Origin of the sequence: Cryocola sp. 340MFSha3.1 (assembly GCF_000383315.1) — a bacterium.
Taxonomy (GTDB): domain Bacteria; phylum Actinomycetota; class Actinomycetes; order Actinomycetales; family Microbacteriaceae; genus Leifsonia.
Map to the genome: position 1 here is coordinate 512,109 of NZ_KB911087.1, position 18,182 is coordinate 530,290.

Consider the following 18,182-nt stretch of genomic DNA (forward strand, 5'->3'; position numbering starts at 1 on the left):
CCCGAGTGGCGACGCGACGCCCCGATACGGCAGCATGGCGGCATGGCGAACACCGGCGACCAGCCCTGGCAGCGCGTCCCCATCGATCCGCAGAGCGTCGACGCACCGCTGTCGCGCGCCGCCGTCTTCCTCGTGGTGACGGTCAACGACACGCCGGAGGCGCTCGCCACCGTGAAGGACGTGCTCGGCGGCATCACCGATCAGGTGAAGACGGTCGGATTCCGCGACCTCGGTGCCCGGCTCTCGTGCAACGTCGGCATCGGCGCCGCCCTCTGGCCGCGCCTCACCGACACGCCCCTCCCGCGCGAGCTGCACCCCTTCCGCGAGATCGCCGGATCGGTCCACACGGCCGTCTCGACGCCGGGCGACCTGCTGTTCCACATCCGCGCCGAGCGGAGCGACTTCACGTTCGAGCTGGAGCGTCAGCTCCTCGACTCCCTCGCCGGCGCCGTCGAGGTGGTGGATGAGGTGGTCGGGTTCCGCTACTTCGACGCCCGCGACCTGCTCGGCTTCGTCGACGGCACCGCCAACCCGGCGGGCGGCGACATGACGGAGGCGACCGTCGTCGGCGACGAGGACCCGGAGCACGCGGGCGGCAGCTACGTCGTCGTGCAGAAGTACCTGCACGACCTGGGCGCCTGGAACCGGCTGCCCGTGCCGTCGCAGGAGGGCGTGATCGGCCGCACCAAGGTCGAGAACATCGAGCTGCACGACGCCGAGCACGGCCAGAAGTCGCACAAGACCCTCGCGACGATCGTCGACGAGGCGGGGGTCGAGCACGACATCCTGCGCGACAACATGCCGTTCGGACGCCCCGGACACGGCGAGTTCGGCACCTACTTCATCGGGTACTCCCGCGCGCTCTGGGTGATCGAGCGGATGCTGGAGCGGATGTTCGTTGGCGACCCGGAGGGCAGCTACGACCGCATCCTCGACTTCTCGACCGCGGCGACCGGCTCGACGTTCTTCGCGCCGACCCGCAGCTTCCTGGAGTCCCTCGGCAGCTGAGGGCAACGTCACGTCAGAATCAGCGCGGCAAACGTCAACCACGCTGCAGCACCGACGAAACACGCCATCGCGTGCCTCGGTTTACCTCGGCTCGCCTGTTCCACGCCCATCAGGACGCACAGAAGTGAGAACAGGGCGTACACCGCAGCGTCCAATGGGCTGTTGAGAAACCCAGGGAGAGTGCCTGTCATCGACAGGATGACGCGGAGCGCCAGGAAGCTGCCCATGGCCGCCGCCACAACAGTCTCCGCGACTCGCAAACGTCTCCCTCTGGCGGCTTCCTGTGTCGGTCCCATGGGTTATCCCGCACAGGATTTCAGGCCGTAAACCGACGTCCCCAGCCCCAACCAGGCGACGGCACCTTTCGCAGTGAGCACCACAGCGCCCCCGATTCCGTAGACGCCGAGCAGCGCAACCGCCCTCATCGCAGGAGCTTTCCGCATGGATTCCCTCTCGTTCGTCGTCGAACGCGTGGACTCGTTGCTCCTCACCCGCTGAGGGGAAGGGGCTTCGTCCACGACCGGACGGGATATCCCGTCGTATGAATACGACGAGGGAGTCGGCGGATCGTGATGCGGGTTCTCGATGAGATTCACGAACGCCGCCGCCGAGCAGGTGGGCGACCCGGAGGGCAGCTACGACCGCATCCTCGACTTCTCGACCGCGGCGACCGGCTCGACGTTCTTCGCGCCGACCCGCAGCTTCCTGGAGTCCCTCGGCAGCTGACCGGCCTTCGGCAGCCGGCCGAGGGCGATCCCGGAAAGCACGATCGCGAGTCCGAGCAGCTGCCGCCCGCTCAGCGCCTCCCCCGCGACCACTGCACCGAGCACCACGCCGGTGACGGGGTTGAGCAGCCCGATCAGTCCGACCGTTCCGGCCGGCAGGTGCCGCAGACCCGCGAACCACGCGACGAACGCCAGCGCGGTCGCCACGACCGTGACGTAGGCGAATCCGGCGATTGCCGCGTCGTCCAGGGCCGGAGGCGCGCCTTCGACGATCACAGCGACCGGCAGCACGAGCAGTCCGCCGGCCAGCAGCTGCCAGGCGGTGGATGCGACCAGATCGGTCGATCCCCAGCGCGTCGCGAGCGCATAACCGATCGCCGAGCCGACCAGGGCGGTCACCGCGAGGACGACACCGAGTCCGTCGACGGCGTCCGCTCCCCCGAACAGCATGAGCGCGACGCCCACGATGCCCGCGGCACCTCCCGCGAGTGCCAGCGCGCGCGGCCGCTGCCCGAGGATCACCCGTCCGGCCGCCATCATCACGAGCGGCGACGCCGCCATGACCGTCGAGGCCACACCGGAGGGCAGCCGCTGTGCGACCGCGTAGACGAGCGCGAAGAAGCCGCCGGTGTTCAGCACGCCCAGCACGGCGGACCGCCACCACCAGGCGCCGTGCGGTCGGCGTCGGCTGATCGCCAGCAGGATCACCCCGGCCGGGAGCGCGCGGATGACGGCTCCCCAGAGCGCCTCGTCGGGCAGCACGGCCCGCGTGACGACGTAGGTGGAGCCCCACGCGACGGGCGCGATGGCGGTGACGAGCATCCATCGCCAGGTCGCGGCGAACCGATTATCTTCCATGGAAGCTACTTTAGCTTCCAAGGAAGGTATTGTGAAGGGATGGAGCAGGAAACCGGAGAGCAGACCGACGCCGTCGCGCGCATCCAGGCCGAGTGGCGCCGTGAGCGTCCCGACCTCGACCCGTCGCCGCAGGGCATCATCGGCCGACTGCACCGTGTCGCCGCCCGGCTCACCGACGAGCTGGTGGCCGTCTACGAGGCGCACGGACTCGCCGAGGGCGACTTCGATGTGCTCGCCACCCTGCGCCGCGCGGGCGCGCCCTACGAGCGGACCCCCGGCGACCTTGCCGACCACACCATGATCACGACCGGCGGCATGACGAAACGCATCGACAGGCTGGAGCGTGCCGGCCTCGTCACCCGCCGCGTCTCGGAGACTGACGGCCGCGGCCGGGTCGTCGCGCTCACCCCGCGCGGACGCGAGGCGATCGACGCGGCGTTCACGGATCATCTCGCCAACGAGCACCGCCTGGTCGACGAGCTGAGCCCGCGGGATGCCGCCGAGCTCGAGCGCATCCTCACCGTCTGGCTCTCCCGGCTGGAGCCCTGACCAGTACCGGAAGCACCCGCGGAAGACGCCCCGACACACCTCCCGCGTAACGCGACGCAGGTTTTCGCAACAGGTCGTCATCTTCATGGCGGCGGCGCGCGGCCACGCGGTACAAACGGTCGATCATGTCGCGCATCTTCACGAGCAAGTTCAGTCCGGGACGGGCCCGCTGGGAGCTGGTCGTCAGCCCGCAGGGCGACGTGTACGCCTTCCCGCTCACCCTGCCGCTCGCGCAGCGGCAGGTGCTGGGCGGCCATCGCCGCTACCTCGTGGGACGCGTCACGCGGGGCGCCCAGGCGTGGACGGCCGCAGGTCCCTCGGGGCTCGTCTACGGCACGACGTTCCCGTCGCTGCCGTCAGCGCTGGAGGCGATCGCCGACGAGGTGGACCTGGCACCGGTGCCGTGACGGCGACCGCTCCGATCAGGCGGACTTGAGCAGCGCGTCCTCGAGGGCCACCCACGGCAGCATCGCGCACTTCACCCGCGTGACGTACTTGGAGACGCCGGCGAGGGCGACCGCGTCGCCGAGCAGTTCCTCGTCGCCCTCCAGTGCGCCCTTCGAGTGCATGAGCTCGCGGAAGGCGGCGATGGATGCGGACAGCCGCTCGCGGTCCACCTCCTCGACCAGGTCGCTCAGCAGCGACGCGGAGGCCGTCGAGATCGAGCAGCCGTGCCCCTCCCAGCCGATCGAGAGGATGCGCCCGTCGGCCGCAGTGCGCACGCCGACGGTCACCTCGTCGCCGCAGGTGGGGTTGAACTGGTGCGAGGTCGCGGCCTCGTCGCCCGCGATCCCGTAGCCGTGCTTCTCGCGGGCGTGATCGAGGATGACCTGCTGGTACAGGTTCTGCAGGTCGCTCATCGGACTCCTCCGCTCGTGACGCCGAAGAAGACGCGGGCGTCCGCGATCGCCTCGACGGCCGCATCCACCTCGTCGGCGGTGTTGTAGAGATAAGTGCTGATTCGCGTGCTGGCGGTCGCGCCGAACCGGCGGTGCACGGGCTGCGCGCAGTGGTGGCCGACCCGCACCGCGATGCCGCGGTCGTCGAGGAACTGGCCGACGTCGTGCGCGTGGATGCCATCCACCACGACGCTCGCGAGGCCGACCCGCGGCACACCGGCACCCGGGCCGAGCACGCGCACGCCCTCGACCTCGTCGAGGCGCGCGAGCAGCCGCTCCCCCAGCGCCTCCTCGTGCGCTTCGATCGCGGGCATCCCGACCGCATCGAGGTAGTCGACGGCGGCGGCGAGGGCGACGGCCTGCGACACGCGCTGGGTCCCGGCCTCGAACCGCTGCGGTGCCGGGAGGTACTCGGCGCCCTCCAGCGTCACCTGCGTGATCATGGAACCGCCGGTGAGGAAGGGCGGGAGGGCGTTCAGCAGCTCGCTGCGGCCGTAGAGGGCGCCGACGCCGGTCGGACCGAGCATCTTGTGGCCCGAGAACACGGCGAAGTCGACGTCCAGAGCGGGCAGGTCGACAGCCAGATGCGGGACGGACTGGCAGGCGTCCAGCACGACGAGCGCGCCGTGTTCGTGGGCCAGCGCGACGAGCTCGGCGACGGGGTTGATGCCGCCGAGCACGTTGGAGACGTGCGCGAACGCGACGACCCGCGTGCGCGGGCCGATGATCTCGGCCGCCTGATCGAGCCGCAGCATCCCGTCGTCGGTCAGGCCGATCACGCGCAGGGTCGCGCCGGTGCGCGCGGCGAGCTCCTGCCAGGGAATGAGGTTGGCGTGGTGCTCCGCCTCCGTCACGACGAGCTCGTCGCCGGGGCCGAGACGGAAGCGCTCGGCCGCCGCGCCACCGCGTCCGAGCGAGGCGTTCGACATCCCGTACGCCAGCAGGTTGATGCCCTCGGTCGCGTTGGAGGTCCAGACCAGTTCCTCCGGCCGTGCGCCGACGAAGCCGGCGACGCGCGCCCTGGCGTCCTCGAACAGCTCGGTCGCCTCGCCCGCCACCGTGTGCGCCCCGCGGTGCACGGCAGAGGTGAAGCGCTCGGCGAACTCGCGTTCGGCGTCGAGCACCTGGCGCGGCTTCTGCGACGTGGCGCCGGAGTCGAGGTAGACGAAGGGGTGCCCGTTCACCTCTCGCGAGAGGATCGGGAAGTCCGCACGGAGGGCGGCCGTGTCGAGAGTGTCGGTGCTCATACGGGCGTCAACGTTACCGGCGCCGACTTCAATCCCGCTGAGTGTGTCGTTCGGTTCGCGACCGCCGGCGACGTCCCTTCGCTTCCGCTCGCGTCGACCCTTCGCTAGGCTGCTCCCGGCCCCCGAACGGGGGCAGACATCCAGGCCACACGACGGCCGCCCGATGGCGAAGGTGCGATCATGTCCGACTCCCTCCACTCCCCCTCCCGGTTCCGCCGCGTGTTCGTCGGCGCTGCGAGCGCTCTCGTCCTCGCGCTCGGCGTCGGCCTGGCGGACGCCCCCGCAGCGCTCGCCTGGGATCCGGGGCCCGGAAATGGGCACGGCCACGGCGACACGGCTCTCACGCCGCGCACCTCGTTCACCATGGCGCCCGACGGCTCGAGCGGAGCGACCCAGGGCGGCGAAGGCATCCCGAACATCGACTCCGACAAGAAGACGATCGCCACCTACTACGGCGACCCCGGCACCGGCATCGCGAACAAGACCGACTCGCCGTACATCCGCGAGCTCGGCGGCATCCTCGCCCGCGAGAAGGCGGAGCTCAAGGCCGAGTACGACCGCGCCGTGCAGCAGGGCCAGAAGCCCGCGATCGTCTTCGACGCGGACGACACGACGCTCTGGACGTACGACATGGAGGTCGCGGACATGCACTTCCAGTTCAACCCGGCCGAGCAGGATGTGTGGGTCCAGGGCCAGCGCTTCCCCGCCACTCCCGGAATGGTCGACTTCGTGAACCAGGCCGCCGCGCTCGGGTACACGGTGTTCGGGCTGACCGGGCGAAACGACAACCAGAAGGCCGCCACCCTGGGCAACCTCGACAAGGTCGGCTACACCGCGTTCACCTCCGACCGCTTCTACACGAAGTGGACGGGCACCGGCGCCTCCCAGCAGCCCTCGTACATCACGTGCGCGGCGGCCAGCTGCACGACCGTCGAGTACAAGGCGCTGACGCGGAAGCACATCCAGGACCTCGGCTACACGATCACACTCAACGTCGGAGACCAGTGGTCGGACCTTCAGGGCGGCTACGCGGAAGAGGCGCTCAAACTCCCCAACCCGACCTACTACCTGCCGTCTCCGGACCTGCCCGGCGTCTCCGAGCCGCAGCTCGCCCCGCGCACCCACTTCACCATGGCACCTGACGGGTCGAGCGGAGCCACCGAGGGCGGCGAGGGCATCCCGAACATCGACTCCGTCAAGAAGAGCATCGCCACCTACTACGGCGACCCGGGCACGGGCATCGCGAACAAGACCGACTCGCCCTACATCCGTGAGCTCCGCTCCATCGTGCTCCGCCAGGCGCCGGTGCTGGCCGCGACCTGCTTCGTCGAGAAGAAACTGCACAAGAACCCGGCGATCGTGCTCGACACGGACGACACCACGCTCTGGACATACGACATGGAGGTCGCGGACATGCACTTCCAGTTCAACCCGGCCGAGCAGGATGTGTGGGTGCAGCAGCAGCGCTTCCCGGCCACGCCGCACATGACGACCCTGGCGGCCGTCGCCCAGAAGGCCGGCTGCACGCTGATCGGCCTCACCGGGCGCAACGACGACCAGAAGGCGGCGACGCTCGGCAACCTCGCGAAGGTCGGCTACACCGGCTTCACCGCGCAGAACTTCTACACGAAGTGGACGGGCGTCGGCGCCTCGCAGCAGCCGTCGTACATCACGTGCGCGACGGCCAAGTGCACGACCATCGAGTACAAGTCGCAGACGCGGGCGCACATCGAGTCGCCCTCCGGCGGCCGCTATGACATCGTCGCCAACTTCGGCGACCAGTTCAGCGACCTGATCGGCGGTTACGCCGACCGGACCGTGAAGCTGCCGAACCCGACGTACTACCTGCCGTAACCCGCCGTCCGCTCGGCCGTGACCGAACCATCCCGCCCGGATAGGCTCGAAGCATGGTCGAGCGGACGAACGGTTCCCCCTGGTTCTTCATCCTGGGAGTCGCACTCGTCGTCATCGGGCTCGCGGGTCCGCTGCTGGTGGATGCGCTGGCCGGAGAGACGCAGTGGCTCGTGCGCGGCGCCGGTGTGCTCGTGGCGATCGGCGGCGCGGTGCTGATCGGATTCGGCGTGAGGCGGCGGCAAGGGCGCTGAGGTCCTCGTCGGCGCCTGCTCCGCTGGTGCTAGACGCGGCCTGAGGCCAACGGCTAGCCTCGCCGGGTGAGCCGTCCGACGCGCACCACCGCCCGATCCGCCCTCGCCGGCACCGTGGCCGCCGGCCTCGTCGCCGCGTCGGTCCTCCTGACCTCCCCCGCCTCCGCGGCCACTGCCGCCCAGTGGGCGTCCTGGTCCACGACCGGACCGGGGTCGTACACGATGCAGGTCGCGAACACCCCGCGCCTCAGCGCGACCGTCAGCACCGACTCCCGGAGCGGGCAGATCGGCGTGATCTCCGGAACCAGCACCTGGCTCGCCGCCGGCACCCCGGTCGGCCAGAAGTACGGCTCCAGCCAGAACCAGCCGTACCTGAACCTGCGGCCTAAGGCGGACACCCCGACCGCGCCATCCACGACGACCTACGCGTTCGCGGCAGCGACGCCGACCAGCGGTTGGGCCTTCGTGCTGGGTGACATCGACGCCGACGCCGTCCAGGTACACGCGATCGGGCCGGATGGGATCGCGCTGGCGGCCGCGCAGCTGGGCTTCCGCGGCGGCTTCAACTACTGCGCTCCCGGACTCGCCGGCAAGCCGTCCTGCACCGGGTCGGCCACCGACGTGCCCGTCTGGGACACCGCGACGACGACTCTGACCGGCAACGCAGCCGCGATCGACACCAGTGGTGCCGCCGCGTGGTTCGAGCCGAGCGCGCCGATCAGCGCTCTCACCTTCGTGTACCGACAGCGCTCCGGATTCCCGGTGTTCCAGACCTGGTTCACGGCACTGACGCGCGACATCACCGGAACCGTCACCGCCTCCACGGGGTCGATCACCGGCACCGTGCTCACCCTCCGCGACGCGGACGGCGAGGTGGTCGCAACCACGACGCCGCTCGCCGATGGCACGTATGCCTTCACGGGCGTGCAGGCGAGTGCGGGCTACACGGTCTCGGTCACCCCGCCCGCCGGGTCGATCGCCGACGGCGCGGTCACCCTGCCCGCCGACCTGTCGACACAGGATGCGGTGGCCGACTTCGGCATCCACGTGATCATCCCGGTCGGCGTCAGCGGCACCGTGCGCGACACGGCCGGAGATCCGATCGCCGGAGTCACCGTGCAGCTCGACACCGGCGAGACGACCACCACCGGCCCCGACGGCGTGTACCGGTTCGAGGAGGTGCCGACCGGTCCGCACACGGCGACCGTGACGGTCCCGGCCGGGTACACGCTGGCCGTGCCGCCTCCGCCGTTCGCCGTGCCCATCGGCAGTGAGGACCCGATCGACGGCGTGGATGCGGTGCTCCAGGAGAACCCGGACGTCACCGGTCGCGTCACCGACGCGGGAGGCGGGGTGGCCGGTGCGGTGATCACCGCAGTGCTCGCCGGCGGCGGCACCGTGAGCGTCGTGACGGGCGCCGACGGCAGCTACACGCTCCCGCGCGTGACGCCGGGCTCGTACACGATCAGCGTCACGCCCCCGCCCGGGACGACGGTGGTCGGCCCTGGGTCGCAGAGCGTGACGGTCGCATCCACCGACATCGGCGGCGTGGACTTCGCCCTCGCACGCGCGGGTGCGGTCGAGGGTGTGGTGAGCGCCGGCGGCACTCCCGTGGCCGGCGCCGCGGTGCAACTGACCGGCCCGGTCAGCGCTGCGTTCACCACGGGCGCCGACGGAGCCTTCGCGCTCGGCGGTCTGCCGGCGGGGACCTACACCCTCACGGTGACGCCTCCCGCGGGCTACACCGTCACGGGTGCGGCGACGCGCACGTTCACGATCACCGCAGCGGGCGAAGCGGTCGGCGACCAGGACTTCGCGCTCGTCGCACCGGTCACCCCGCCGCCGACGAGCGTCGGGCCCGCGGGTCCCGGGGCGGGGACGAGCTCGTCGGAGACGGTCGAGCTCGCCGAGAGCGGTTCGGATGCAGCGACGGGCGTTCCGGCCGGGCTGCTTGCGGTCGTGGCGCTGACGCTCGGGCTCGTCTCGCTCGTCGGCTCGCGCCGGCGTCGGCACTCCTGAGGACAGGGCTACGCTGCACACCATGAGCACCCTCGCCTCCGCCGACGGCAGCACGATCGCATACGAGATCGACGGGACAGGTCCCGCCGTGATTCTCGTCGACGGCGCGATGTGCTTCCGGGATGCCGGGCCGATGCGCCCGATCGCCGCCGCCCTCCGCGACCGGCTCACGGTCGTCCTCTACGACCGCCGCGGTCGCGGCGAGAGCGAGGATCGGCTCGCGGATCCGACCGCACGCGCGGATGCGGTCGCGCGCGAGATCGAGGACATCGCCGCGCTCGTGGATGCGGCGGGCGGTTCGGCGACGCTCTTCGGCATGTCCTCGGGCGGCGCCCTCGCCCTGGCCGCCACCGCAGCCCTCGGCCCGGACCGCATCCCGCGCGTCGCCGTCTACGAGCCGCCGTACCTGCCCGACCCGATGCTCTCCTCGGCGACCGCCTACACGAGCGAACTTGCGGCGGCGCTCGCGGCGGACGACCGCGCCGGCGCCGTCGAACTGTTCCTCCGCCGCGTCGGTGTGCCCGACGCCGGGATCGAGGGGATGCGCCGCTCGCCCGGGTGGGACAGCACGCTCGCCCTCGCGCCGACCCTCGCCTACGACGACGCCGCGATGGGCGACAGCCGCATCCCGGACGACCTGCTGCAGGCGATCAGCGTGCCGGTGCTCAGCCTCGCGGGCGAGCAGAGCCCCGGCTTCCTGCGCTTCGGCGCGGAGGGCGTGGCCGCTGCCGCCCAGGACGGCGAGTTCGCGATCGTGGCGGGCCAGACGCATGACGTGTCGGGCGAGGCCGTGGCGCCCCACCTCATCCACTTCGTCGCGGGCTGACCCCTCGACATTCGTGCCGAATGTGCGCTTTCAGCGCGCCATTCCGCACATTCGGCACGAATCTCAGCCCTCCCGGGACACCCCCGCGTCACGATTTGGCGCAAATCTCGGTTTTGGGACGCACATAACCGAGATTTGGCGCAAATCTCAGGCCCGATGGGCGAGACGAGGTGGCGCGTCAGTTGCGCACGGGCTCAGGCGCCTCGGCGCGGCGGCCGACGCCGCGGATCGGGCTGGCCGCCTGCTCCGCCTCGTGGTCGGGGCCGAGCGGGATGCCCGTGCGGTCGCGCAGCAGCAGGGTCGCGATGAGACCGAGCACCGTCATCCCGGCGAGGTACCACGTGACCGAGAGGGTGCTCCCGGTGGCCTGCACCAGCGCCGTCGCGATGGTCGGGGCGAACGCACCGCCGAGGATGGCGCCGATCGCGTACGAGATCGAGACACCCGAGAAGCGGATGGATGCCGGGAACAGCTCCGAGTACAGCGCCGCCTGCGGTCCGTACGTGAAGCCGAGTCCGATGGTGAGGATGGCGAGGCCGAGGAACAGCAGGCCGATATTCCCGCTATTCACCAGCGGGAACAGGGCGAACACGCCGACCAGCTGCAGGATCCACCCGATGATGTAGGCGGTGCGGCGGCCGATGCGGTCGCTCAGCCAGCCTGCGAACCAGGTGGCGGCCAGCCAGGTCACGGCGGAGGCCGCGACCGCCCACAGCACCGGTCCGCGGTCGAGCTTCAGCGGCCCCTCCGGGTTGGTCGCGTAGTTCTGGATGTATCCCCCGGTCGTCATGTAGCCCACCGCATTGTTGCCGGCGAAGACCAGGGCGGCGACGATCACGAGCAGCGCGTGCTTGCGGAACACCTGCACGATCGGCATGCGGGTGCGCTGGCGCCGCTCCGCGATCTCGGTGAAGACCGGGCTCTCCTCGACGCGACGTCGCACCCAGTATCCGATCGCGATGAGCACCACGGAGAACAGGAACGGCACCCGCCAGCCCCAGGCGAGGAAGGCGTCGCCGGGGGCGATGACCGTCATCAGGGCCATCGCGCCAGAGGCGAGCAGCAGGCCGAGGGGAACGCCGATCTGGGGCGAAGCCCCGAACAGCCCGCGCCGCGCGGTCGGCGCGTGCTCGACCGCCATGAGCACGGCGCCGCCCCACTCGCCGCCGGCCGAGATGCCCTGGAGCACACGAAGCAGGACCAGGAGGATGGGCGCCGCGATGCCGATCGCCTCGTACGTCGGCAGCAGGCCGACGAGGGCGGTGGCGAGTCCCATCAGGATCAGCGTGACGACGAGCACCTGGCGCCGCCCGTAGCGGTCGCCGAAGTGTCCGGCGAGGAATGCCCCCAGCGGACGGAACAGGAAGCTCACGCCGACCGTCAGGAACGACAGGACCGTGGCGAACTGCGGCCCGGCCGGCGCGAAGAACAGCTGGCCGAAGACGAGGCCGGCCGCGGAGGCGTAGATGAAGAAGTCGTACCATTCGACCGTCGTTCCGATGACGGTGGCGAAGACGACCCGGCGGCGATCCGTCTGCGAGCGGATGCTGCCCGTTGGCGTGAAGGGGGATGTGCTCATCGTTGTGTACTCCCAGTGCTGCGACATCGTTGTCCCGGAGCGGCGCTCCGATCCGCCAATGATATACGATTTCGCATTCGAAGCAATGGGGTCCGTGAGATCGAGCGAGCACATCCCCCCAGGGGTCAGCCGACCGCGTCCAATTCGGCGATCGCGTCCTCCGGCAGCTGGAGCCCGGCGCCCGCGATGTTGTCGCGCAAGTGCGCCACCGACGAGGTGCCCGGGATCAGCAGGATGTTCGGCGAGCGGTGAAGCAGCCACGCCAGGGCCACGGCGAGCGGCGTCGCACCGAGCCGCTCGGCGACCGACGCGAGCGTGCCCGACTGCAGCGGCGTGAAGCCGCCGAGCGGGAAGTACGGCACGTACGCGATCCCCTCGCGCGCGGTCCGGTCGACCAGCGCGTCGTCCTCCCGGTTGGCGATGTTGTAGAAGTTCTGCACGGTGACGACCGGGGCGATGGCCTGTGCCTCGGCCAGTTGCTCCGCACTGACGGTGCTCAGCCCCAGGTGCCGGATGAGCCCCTCCCGCTGCAGGTCGGCGAGGGTGCCGAACTGCTCGGCGATCGAGCCGGGCTCCGGGCGGTCGAAGCCGCCGACGCGCAGGTTGACCACATCCAGCGCGTCGACCCCGAGCGAGCGCAGGTTCTGGTGCACCTGGTCGCGCAGCTGCTGCGGTGAGCGCGCGTGCGGCCAGTTGCCCTCCGCATCCCGCTCCGCCCCGACCTTCGTGACGATGTGGAGCGTGTCGGGATACGGCGCGAGCGCCTCGCGGATGAGCTCGTTGGTCACGTGCGGGCCGTAGAACTCGGCCGTGTCGATGTGGGTGATGCCCGCCTCCACTGCGGCTCGGAGCACCGCGATGGCCCCGTCGCGGTCGGCCGGCGGGCCGAAGACACCCGGACCGGCGAGCTGCATGGCGCCGTATCCGAAGCGGGTGAGGTCGAGGTAGCCGGTGCGATAGCTGCCGCCGGGGAGGGCGGCGCGAGTAGCGTCGATGTCTGTCATGGCATCCACTCTCCGGCCTCGCCCGCGCGCCAGGCAGTACCGCGACGATCCTGGGGATGGGAGGACCTGGATGCGCTCACCGCGCGCTCCTAGACTCGCGCTGTGGCCACCTCCCGCTCCGAACCGAACTCCCTCGGCGAGTATCTCCGCGCCCGGCGCGAGCTCGTCGATCCGGCGTCCGTCGGCCTCCGGGTCACGGGTGTCCGACGCACACCCGGGCTCCGCCGCGAGGAGGTCGCGACGCTCGCCGGTATCAGCGCCGACTACTACCTGCGGCTCGAGCAGGGCCGCGACCGCCACCCGTCCGCGCAGGTGCTGACCGCGCTCGCGCGCGTCTTCGCGCTCGACGCGGCGGCCACCGAGTACCTCCTGAGTCTCGGCGAGCCGCAGCCCGCGCGCGTCCGCCGCCCTGCTCGTCGCACGGTGCCGAAGGGCATCCTCCAGTTGCTGGAGGTGATCGAGCTTCCCGCGTTCGTGGAGGACCGCATGTTCGACGTGCTGGCCGCGAACCCGCTCGCGACCGCCCTCTCCCCCAGCATCCGCCCGGGCGAGAACCGCCTGCGCTCCCTCTTCCTCGACGAGGACGAGCGGGCGCTGTATCCGGACTGGGAGCAGGCGACCGCCGGGCTGATCGCGTCGTTCCGCGCCTCGATCGGCAGCGACGTCGACGACCCGCGCATCGCCCAGCTCGTCGGCGAGCTCTCGCTGGGCAGCGAGCACTTCCGCAAGCTCTGGGCGCGGCACGATGTGCGGGGGCTCGGCGGTGGCGCCGCCCGGCTCGACCATCCCCGGGTCGGGATGCTGGAGCTCACCCGGCAGAAGCTGCCCATCGGCGACTCGGGCGGGCAGCTGCTGGTGATCTATCACGCCGAGGCGGGCTCGGCGTCCGCCGCAGCGCTGCGCGAGCTGGGTGCGTCGGCGTCCGCCCTCGAAGCGACCACGCAGTCGGAGCCCGCGCCCGTCCGCTCGTCCCACCGCTCGCGCTGAGTCCGACCTGTCGGGGCCGTCCGCACAGACCTCTGGTGCACCCCGGGGTGCGTGCAACAGAATGCGTGCATGAACGGCGTCCCGCGGGTGATCCGCACGCCGGACCAGCGGCTGCGCGTCTTCGTCAGTTCGACCCTCAAAGAGCTCGCCCCGGAACGCCGGGCCGCGCGAGCCGCCATCGAGCGCCTGCATCTCGCTCCGGTCATGTTCGAGCTCGGCGCCCGGCCGCATCCCCCGCGGGAGCTGTACCGCGCCTACCTCGACCAGAGCGACGTGTTCGTCGGGCTCTACTGGGAGCGGTACGGCTGGGTCGCGCCGGACGAACAGGTCTCGGGCCTGGAGGACGAGTACAACCTGTGCCCGCCGCAGCTGCCGCGCCTGATCTACATCAAGGATCCGGCCCCCGCCCGCGAGGCGCGGCTGACCGAGCTGCTCGACCGCATCCGTGCCGACGACCGCGCCTCCTTCAAGTACGTCGAGTCGGCCCAGGAGCTGCAGGTGCTGCTGGAGGCGGACCTCGCCACCCTCCTCGCCGAACGTTTCGAGCTGAGCAGGCTCGCGACCTCGCCGCCGCATCCCGTCGCCTCGACCGCGCCCGTCACGACGCCGGCCCTTCCGTCGCCGCTGACCCGCCTGATCGGGCGCGAGGCCGACGTCGAGGCGGTCCGCGCGATGCTCGGCGGCGGCGCCCGGCTGGTCACGATCACGGGTCCCGGCGGGATGGGCAAGAGCCGGCTGGCCATAGCGACCGCCTCCGACCCGGGCGACCGCTTCCCGGACGGCGCGGTGTTCGTCGACATCTCCCCCGCGCACGATGCCGCCGGTGTGGTCGGCGCGCTCGCGCAGGCTCTCGGGGTCCGCGACACCGGCGACGCACCGCTCGCGGACAAGGTCACCACCGCGCTGCGCGATCGCCGCGTGCTGCTCGTGCTCGACAACTTCGAGCAGGCGCTCCCCGCGGCACCGGTCATCACCTCGCTGCTGGCTGCCGCGCCCGGCGTGTCGGCGATCGTCACCAGCCGGTCGCTGCTCCGCGTCGGCGGCGAGCGGCGGTACGAGCTCGAGCCCCTCCCGCCTGACGAGGCGATGTCGCTGTTCGTGGAACGCGCCCACGCCGTCCGGCCGGATTTCGAGCTCACGTCGTCGAACCGTGGCGACGTCGGCCGTGTCTGCACGGCACTGGACGGCGTCCCTCTGGCGCTCGAACTCGCCGCGGCGCGCGTGCGGGTGCTGCCGCCGTCCGAACTCGCGCGGCGGCTCGACCACCGCCTCCCGTTGCTCGTCGGAGGCGCCCGCGACCTCCCGGAGCGCCAGCGGACCCTCCGCGCCACGATCGACTGGAGCGCCCAGCTCCTCGACCCGCCCGAGCGCGCCCTCCTCGCCCAGCTCGGCGTCTTCGCGGGCAGCTTCTCGTTGGAGGCGGCGGAGTCCGTCGCCGGGGCGGTGGCCGCCGACGGCGAGGCACCCGACGTGCTCTCCGCCCTGGCCGTCCTCGTCGACAACAGCCTGGTGAGCCAGCACGAGGACACCGCCGCCGCGCGCTTCTCCCTGCTCGCCGTCGTGCGCGAGTACGGGATCGAGCAGCTGGAGCGGGAGGGCACGCTCCCCGCCGTCCGCGACGCGCACGCCGCCTTCTTCCTCGCGCTCGCCGACCGGGCCGACGCGGGGCTCGAAGGCGCCGCGCAGCACGACTGGGTGGTGCGGCTGGGCGCCGACACCGGCAACCTCCGTGCCGCCGTCCGGCACCTCCTCGACCGGAGGGACTGGTCACGGGCCGCGCATCTGGCCTGGGCCCTCTACGTGTACTGGTGGGTCGCGGGCCTGCTCGGCGAGGTGCGCGGATGGATGGACGAGGTCCTCGCCGCCGACGAACCGCTGGACGACCGCACGCGCGCCATCGCCCTCTACTTCACCCAGGCGATCACGTTCTGGCAGGATCCGGGCGGCACCGTCGCCGCGGGCCTCACCGAGAGCGCCGAGCTCTTCGGGCGTTCCGACGACCCGGACGGCGAAGCGCTCGCCCTCATCTCGTTCGCACTGGCCGTGCTCGCCTCGCCGCAACCGGATCCGTCCGCCGCGGACGACGCGATGGACACCAGCCTGCGGCTCTTCCGCGTCCGCGGCGACCGCTGGGGCCAGGCGATGGCGCTCGTCATGCTCGGGAGGGTCGCCCTGCTGCGCGAACGCGTGGATGCGGCCCTTGGGCACTTCGAGGAGAGCCTGGCACTCGCCCACGACAACGGCGACGAGCTGGGCGTGACGATCGCCCAGCACCACCGCGGCTGGGCTCGGCTGCTCCTCGGCGATGCGGCCGGGGCGACATCCGACTTCTCTGCCTGCCTGGCGCTCTCCACCAGGCTGGGCCACGTCGAGGGCATCGCCTACGGTCTGGAGGGGATGGTCGCGGTCGCCGCGCTCTCCGGTGACGTCCGCCGGGCCGGCCGCCTGCTCGGGGCGTCGCGTTCGCTGCGGGAGCGCACCGGGCTGTACAACGTGCCCGTGTTCTCCTTCCATCAGCTGTTCGTCGACCGGATGCTGGCTGCCGCCTCCCCCGCAGATGCCGTCGCCTTCGAGTCCGCCATCGGGGAGGGCCGGTCCCTGCCCGCCGATCGCGCCGTCGCCGAGGCGGAGGGACACGACGCATGAGCGACCGCGTGCACCCGTACACGCGCGTCGTCGGCGCGATCATCATCCCGTTCCTGGTCGCCGCCTTCGTGCTGCTCTATCCGCTGGCCGACACCACCGACCGGCTGTTCGCCTGGACCATCCGCCCGCCGATCACCGCGATGCTGCTGGGCAGCGCCTATGCGGGAGGCATCGTGTTCTTCGTCCACGTGGTTCGGCCGAACCGCTGGCACGCCGTCCGCCACGGCTTCCCCGCCGTCCTGCTGTTCGCCACCCTGCTCGCGGTCGCGACGTTCCTGCACTGGGACCGCTTCCATTTCGGGCACCTGTCGTTCATCGTCTGGGTGACGCTGTACGTGACCACGCCGTTCCTGGTGCTGGCCGCGATGATCGTGAACCGCGGGGAGGACTCCGGCGCGGTCGACCGGCAGGATGCCGTCCTGCCCGGCTGGGTGCGCATCCTGCTCGCCCTCATCGGGCTCTGCTCGCTGGTCGTCGGGCTGGTGCTGTTCGTGGCTCCGCAGCTGGCCATCTCGATCTGGGCCTGGCCGCTGACGCCGCTCACGGCGCGGGTGTGCGGTGCCATCCTGACCCTGCCCGGCATGGTCAATCTGTGGATGCTGGGCGACTCCCGGTGGAGCGCGTTCCGGCAGATCTTCCAGGCGCAGCTGGTGGCGCTCGCGCTGATGCTGCTCGCCCTCCTGCTCCGCGGCGGCGAGCTGCTGTGGTCTCGGCCGTCCGCCGCTCTGCTCGTCTGGGGACTCGTCGGTTCGTTCGTCGTCTACGCGGCGCTCTACGTGTGGGCGGAGCGCAGGCGGCTGCGCACCTGACGCACGCACGACGAAGCGCGGCGCGGACCGCCCGAGGTCCGCGCCGCGCCACTCCTGGCCCGTGGGGCGGGTTACTTCCGGAGGAAGGTCAGGAGCGCCTCGGTGACCTCGGCCGCGTGGGTCCACAGCAGGCCGTGCGGCGCACCCTCGACCTCCACGTAGTCCGCCTGCGGCAGGAGCTTGTGGAAGGGACGGGCGGTCGCGTCGATCGGGAGGATGTTGTCGGCGGTGCCGTGGAGGATGAGCGCAGGGACGTCGATCTTCGCGATGTCGGCACGGAAGTCGGTGAACCAGGTGAGCGGAGCCGCGGCCGAAGCCACCGCCCCGCTGCCGGCGGCGACGTTCCAGCTGTTGCGCACGGCCTCCTCGCTGATGCGGGTGCCGAGGTTCTCGTCGAGGTTGTAGAAGTCCTTGTAGAACTGCGTGAAGTACGCGTAGCGGTCGGCCTTCACCGCATCCACGATGCCCTCGAAGAACTCGCGCGGCGCGGCGCCGTCGGGGTTGTCGTCGGTCTTGAGCAGGTACGGCTCGAGAGAGGCGAGGAAGGCGACCTTGGCGACGCGCTCGGAGCCGTAGAGCCCGAGGTAGCGGCCGACCTCGCCGGTGCCCATCGAGAAGCCGACGAGCACCGCGTCCCGCAGGTCGAGGGTGTCGAGCACGACCTTGAGGTCGGCGGCGAACGTGTCGTAGTCGTAGCCGGTAGTGGCCTGGCTGGAGCGGCCGAATCCGCGGCGGTCGTACGTGATCACGCGGTAGCCGGCGTCGAGCAGTGCGGCTGTCTGCTTCTCCCACGAGTGGCCGTCGAGCGGGAATCCGTGGATCAGCACGACCGGCTGGCCGGAGCCGTGGTCTTCGTAGAAGAGCTCGATGGGAGTGCTGTTCTCGGTCCCGACGGTGATGTACGACATCGTGTCGCATCCT

The 18,182-nt window shown here is 71.2% G+C and carries 16 protein-coding genes; 10 read left to right on the forward strand and 6 right to left on the reverse strand.

What is annotated here, in order from left to right:
• The first annotated feature begins 42 nt into the window (after nt 1-42).
• On the forward strand, nt 43-1,008 hold the full coding sequence (locus H284_RS0102450; protein ID WP_020075022.1) for a Dyp-type peroxidase: 966 nt from the start codon (nt 43-45) through the stop codon (nt 1,006-1,008).
• Between the two features lie 635 nt (nt 1,009-1,643).
• Here the strand turns inward: H284_RS0102450 and H284_RS0102460 are convergent.
• Nucleotides 1,644-2,555, reverse strand: coding sequence for an EamA family transporter (locus H284_RS0102460; protein ID WP_020075024.1), 912 nt, complete (start codon nt 2,553-2,555; stop codon nt 1,644-1,646).
• Nucleotides 2,556-2,630: 75 nt separating this feature from the next.
• Between H284_RS0102460 and H284_RS0102465 the strand changes: the two genes are divergently transcribed.
• A complete protein-coding gene (locus H284_RS0102465) occupies nt 2,631-3,140 on the forward strand; it encodes a MarR family winged helix-turn-helix transcriptional regulator (RefSeq protein ID WP_020075025.1) in 510 nt (169 codons plus the stop codon).
• Nucleotides 3,141-3,265: 125 nt separating this feature from the next.
• Nucleotides 3,266-3,547, forward strand: coding sequence for a hypothetical protein (locus H284_RS0102470; protein ID WP_018190622.1), 282 nt, complete (start codon nt 3,266-3,268; stop codon nt 3,545-3,547).
• 15 nt (nt 3,548-3,562) lie between these two features.
• On the opposite strand, the gene sufU is transcribed toward H284_RS0102470, so the two are convergent.
• Nucleotides 3,563-4,000, reverse strand: coding sequence for a Fe-S cluster assembly sulfur transfer protein SufU (gene sufU, locus H284_RS0102475; protein ID WP_018190621.1), 438 nt, complete (start codon nt 3,998-4,000; stop codon nt 3,563-3,565).
• The gene (locus H284_RS0102480; RefSeq protein WP_020075026.1) at nt 3,997-5,286 is read right to left on the reverse strand and encodes a SufS family cysteine desulfurase; all 1,290 of its coding nucleotides are present in this window, start codon (nt 5,284-5,286) and stop codon (nt 3,997-3,999) included. Before H284_RS0102480 ends, sufU begins: the two co-directional genes overlap by 4 nt.
• A 180-nt stretch (nt 5,287-5,466) precedes the next feature.
• Here H284_RS0102480 and H284_RS0102485 point away from each other — a divergent pair, with 180 nt between their 5' ends.
• The 4 genes from H284_RS0102485 (at nt 5,467) to H284_RS0102500 (ending at nt 10,236) form a co-directional block, all read left to right on the forward strand.
• Nucleotides 5,467-7,140, forward strand: a complete 1,674-nt coding sequence (locus H284_RS0102485; RefSeq protein WP_020075027.1) for an HAD family acid phosphatase — start codon at nt 5,467-5,469, stop codon at nt 7,138-7,140.
• Nucleotides 7,141-7,193: 53 nt separating this feature from the next.
• A complete protein-coding gene (locus H284_RS0102490) occupies nt 7,194-7,391 on the forward strand; it encodes a hypothetical protein (RefSeq protein ID WP_018190618.1) in 198 nt (65 codons plus the stop codon).
• Nucleotides 7,392-7,457: 66 nt separating this feature from the next.
• Nucleotides 7,458-9,410 carry an MSCRAMM family protein gene (locus H284_RS0102495; protein WP_020075028.1) on the forward strand — a complete coding sequence of 651 codons (1,953 nt, stop codon included), beginning with the start codon at nt 7,458-7,460 and terminating at the stop codon, nt 9,408-9,410.
• 22 nt (nt 9,411-9,432) lie between these two features.
• The gene (locus tag H284_RS0102500; RefSeq protein ID WP_020075029.1) at nt 9,433-10,236 is read left to right on the forward strand and encodes an alpha/beta fold hydrolase; all 804 of its coding nucleotides are present in this window, start codon (nt 9,433-9,435) and stop codon (nt 10,234-10,236) included.
• A gap of 178 nt (nt 10,237-10,414) precedes the next feature.
• Here the strand turns inward: H284_RS0102500 and H284_RS0102505 are convergent, their stop codons facing one another.
• Nucleotides 10,415-11,815 (reverse strand): MFS transporter, encoded by a 1,401-nt coding sequence (locus H284_RS0102505; protein WP_020075030.1) that lies wholly within the window; start codon nt 11,813-11,815, stop codon nt 10,415-10,417.
• 125 nt (nt 11,816-11,940) lie between these two features.
• Nucleotides 11,941-12,819: an oxidoreductase gene (locus H284_RS0102510; protein WP_020075031.1), complete on the reverse strand. Its 879-nt coding sequence runs from the start codon at nt 12,817-12,819 to the stop codon at nt 11,941-11,943.
• Nucleotides 12,820-12,921: 102 nt separating this feature from the next.
• On the opposite strand from H284_RS0102510, the gene H284_RS0102515 reads away from it, so the two are divergent.
• From H284_RS0102515 to H284_RS0102525, 3 genes are all read left to right on the forward strand, one after another.
• Nucleotides 12,922-13,806, forward strand: a complete 885-nt coding sequence (locus H284_RS0102515; protein ID WP_020075032.1) for a helix-turn-helix domain-containing protein — start codon at nt 12,922-12,924, stop codon at nt 13,804-13,806.
• Between the two features lie 69 nt (nt 13,807-13,875).
• Nucleotides 13,876-16,452 carry a DUF4062 domain-containing protein gene (locus H284_RS20475; protein ID WP_020075033.1) on the forward strand — a complete coding sequence of 859 codons (2,577 nt, stop codon included), beginning with the start codon at nt 13,876-13,878 and terminating at the stop codon, nt 16,450-16,452.
• Entirely contained in the window at nt 16,449-17,261 is an 813-nt protein-coding gene (locus tag H284_RS0102525) for a hypothetical protein (protein WP_020075034.1), read from the forward strand. Before H284_RS20475 ends, H284_RS0102525 begins: the two co-directional genes overlap by 4 nt.
• A gap of 71 nt (nt 17,262-17,332) precedes the next feature.
• Here the strand turns inward: H284_RS0102525 and H284_RS0102530 are convergent, their stop codons facing one another.
• Nucleotides 17,333-18,169 carry an alpha/beta fold hydrolase gene (locus H284_RS0102530; protein WP_018190611.1) on the reverse strand — a complete coding sequence of 279 codons (837 nt, stop codon included), beginning with the start codon at nt 18,167-18,169 and terminating at the stop codon, nt 17,333-17,335.
• Between the last annotated feature and the right edge of the window lie 13 nt (nt 18,170-18,182).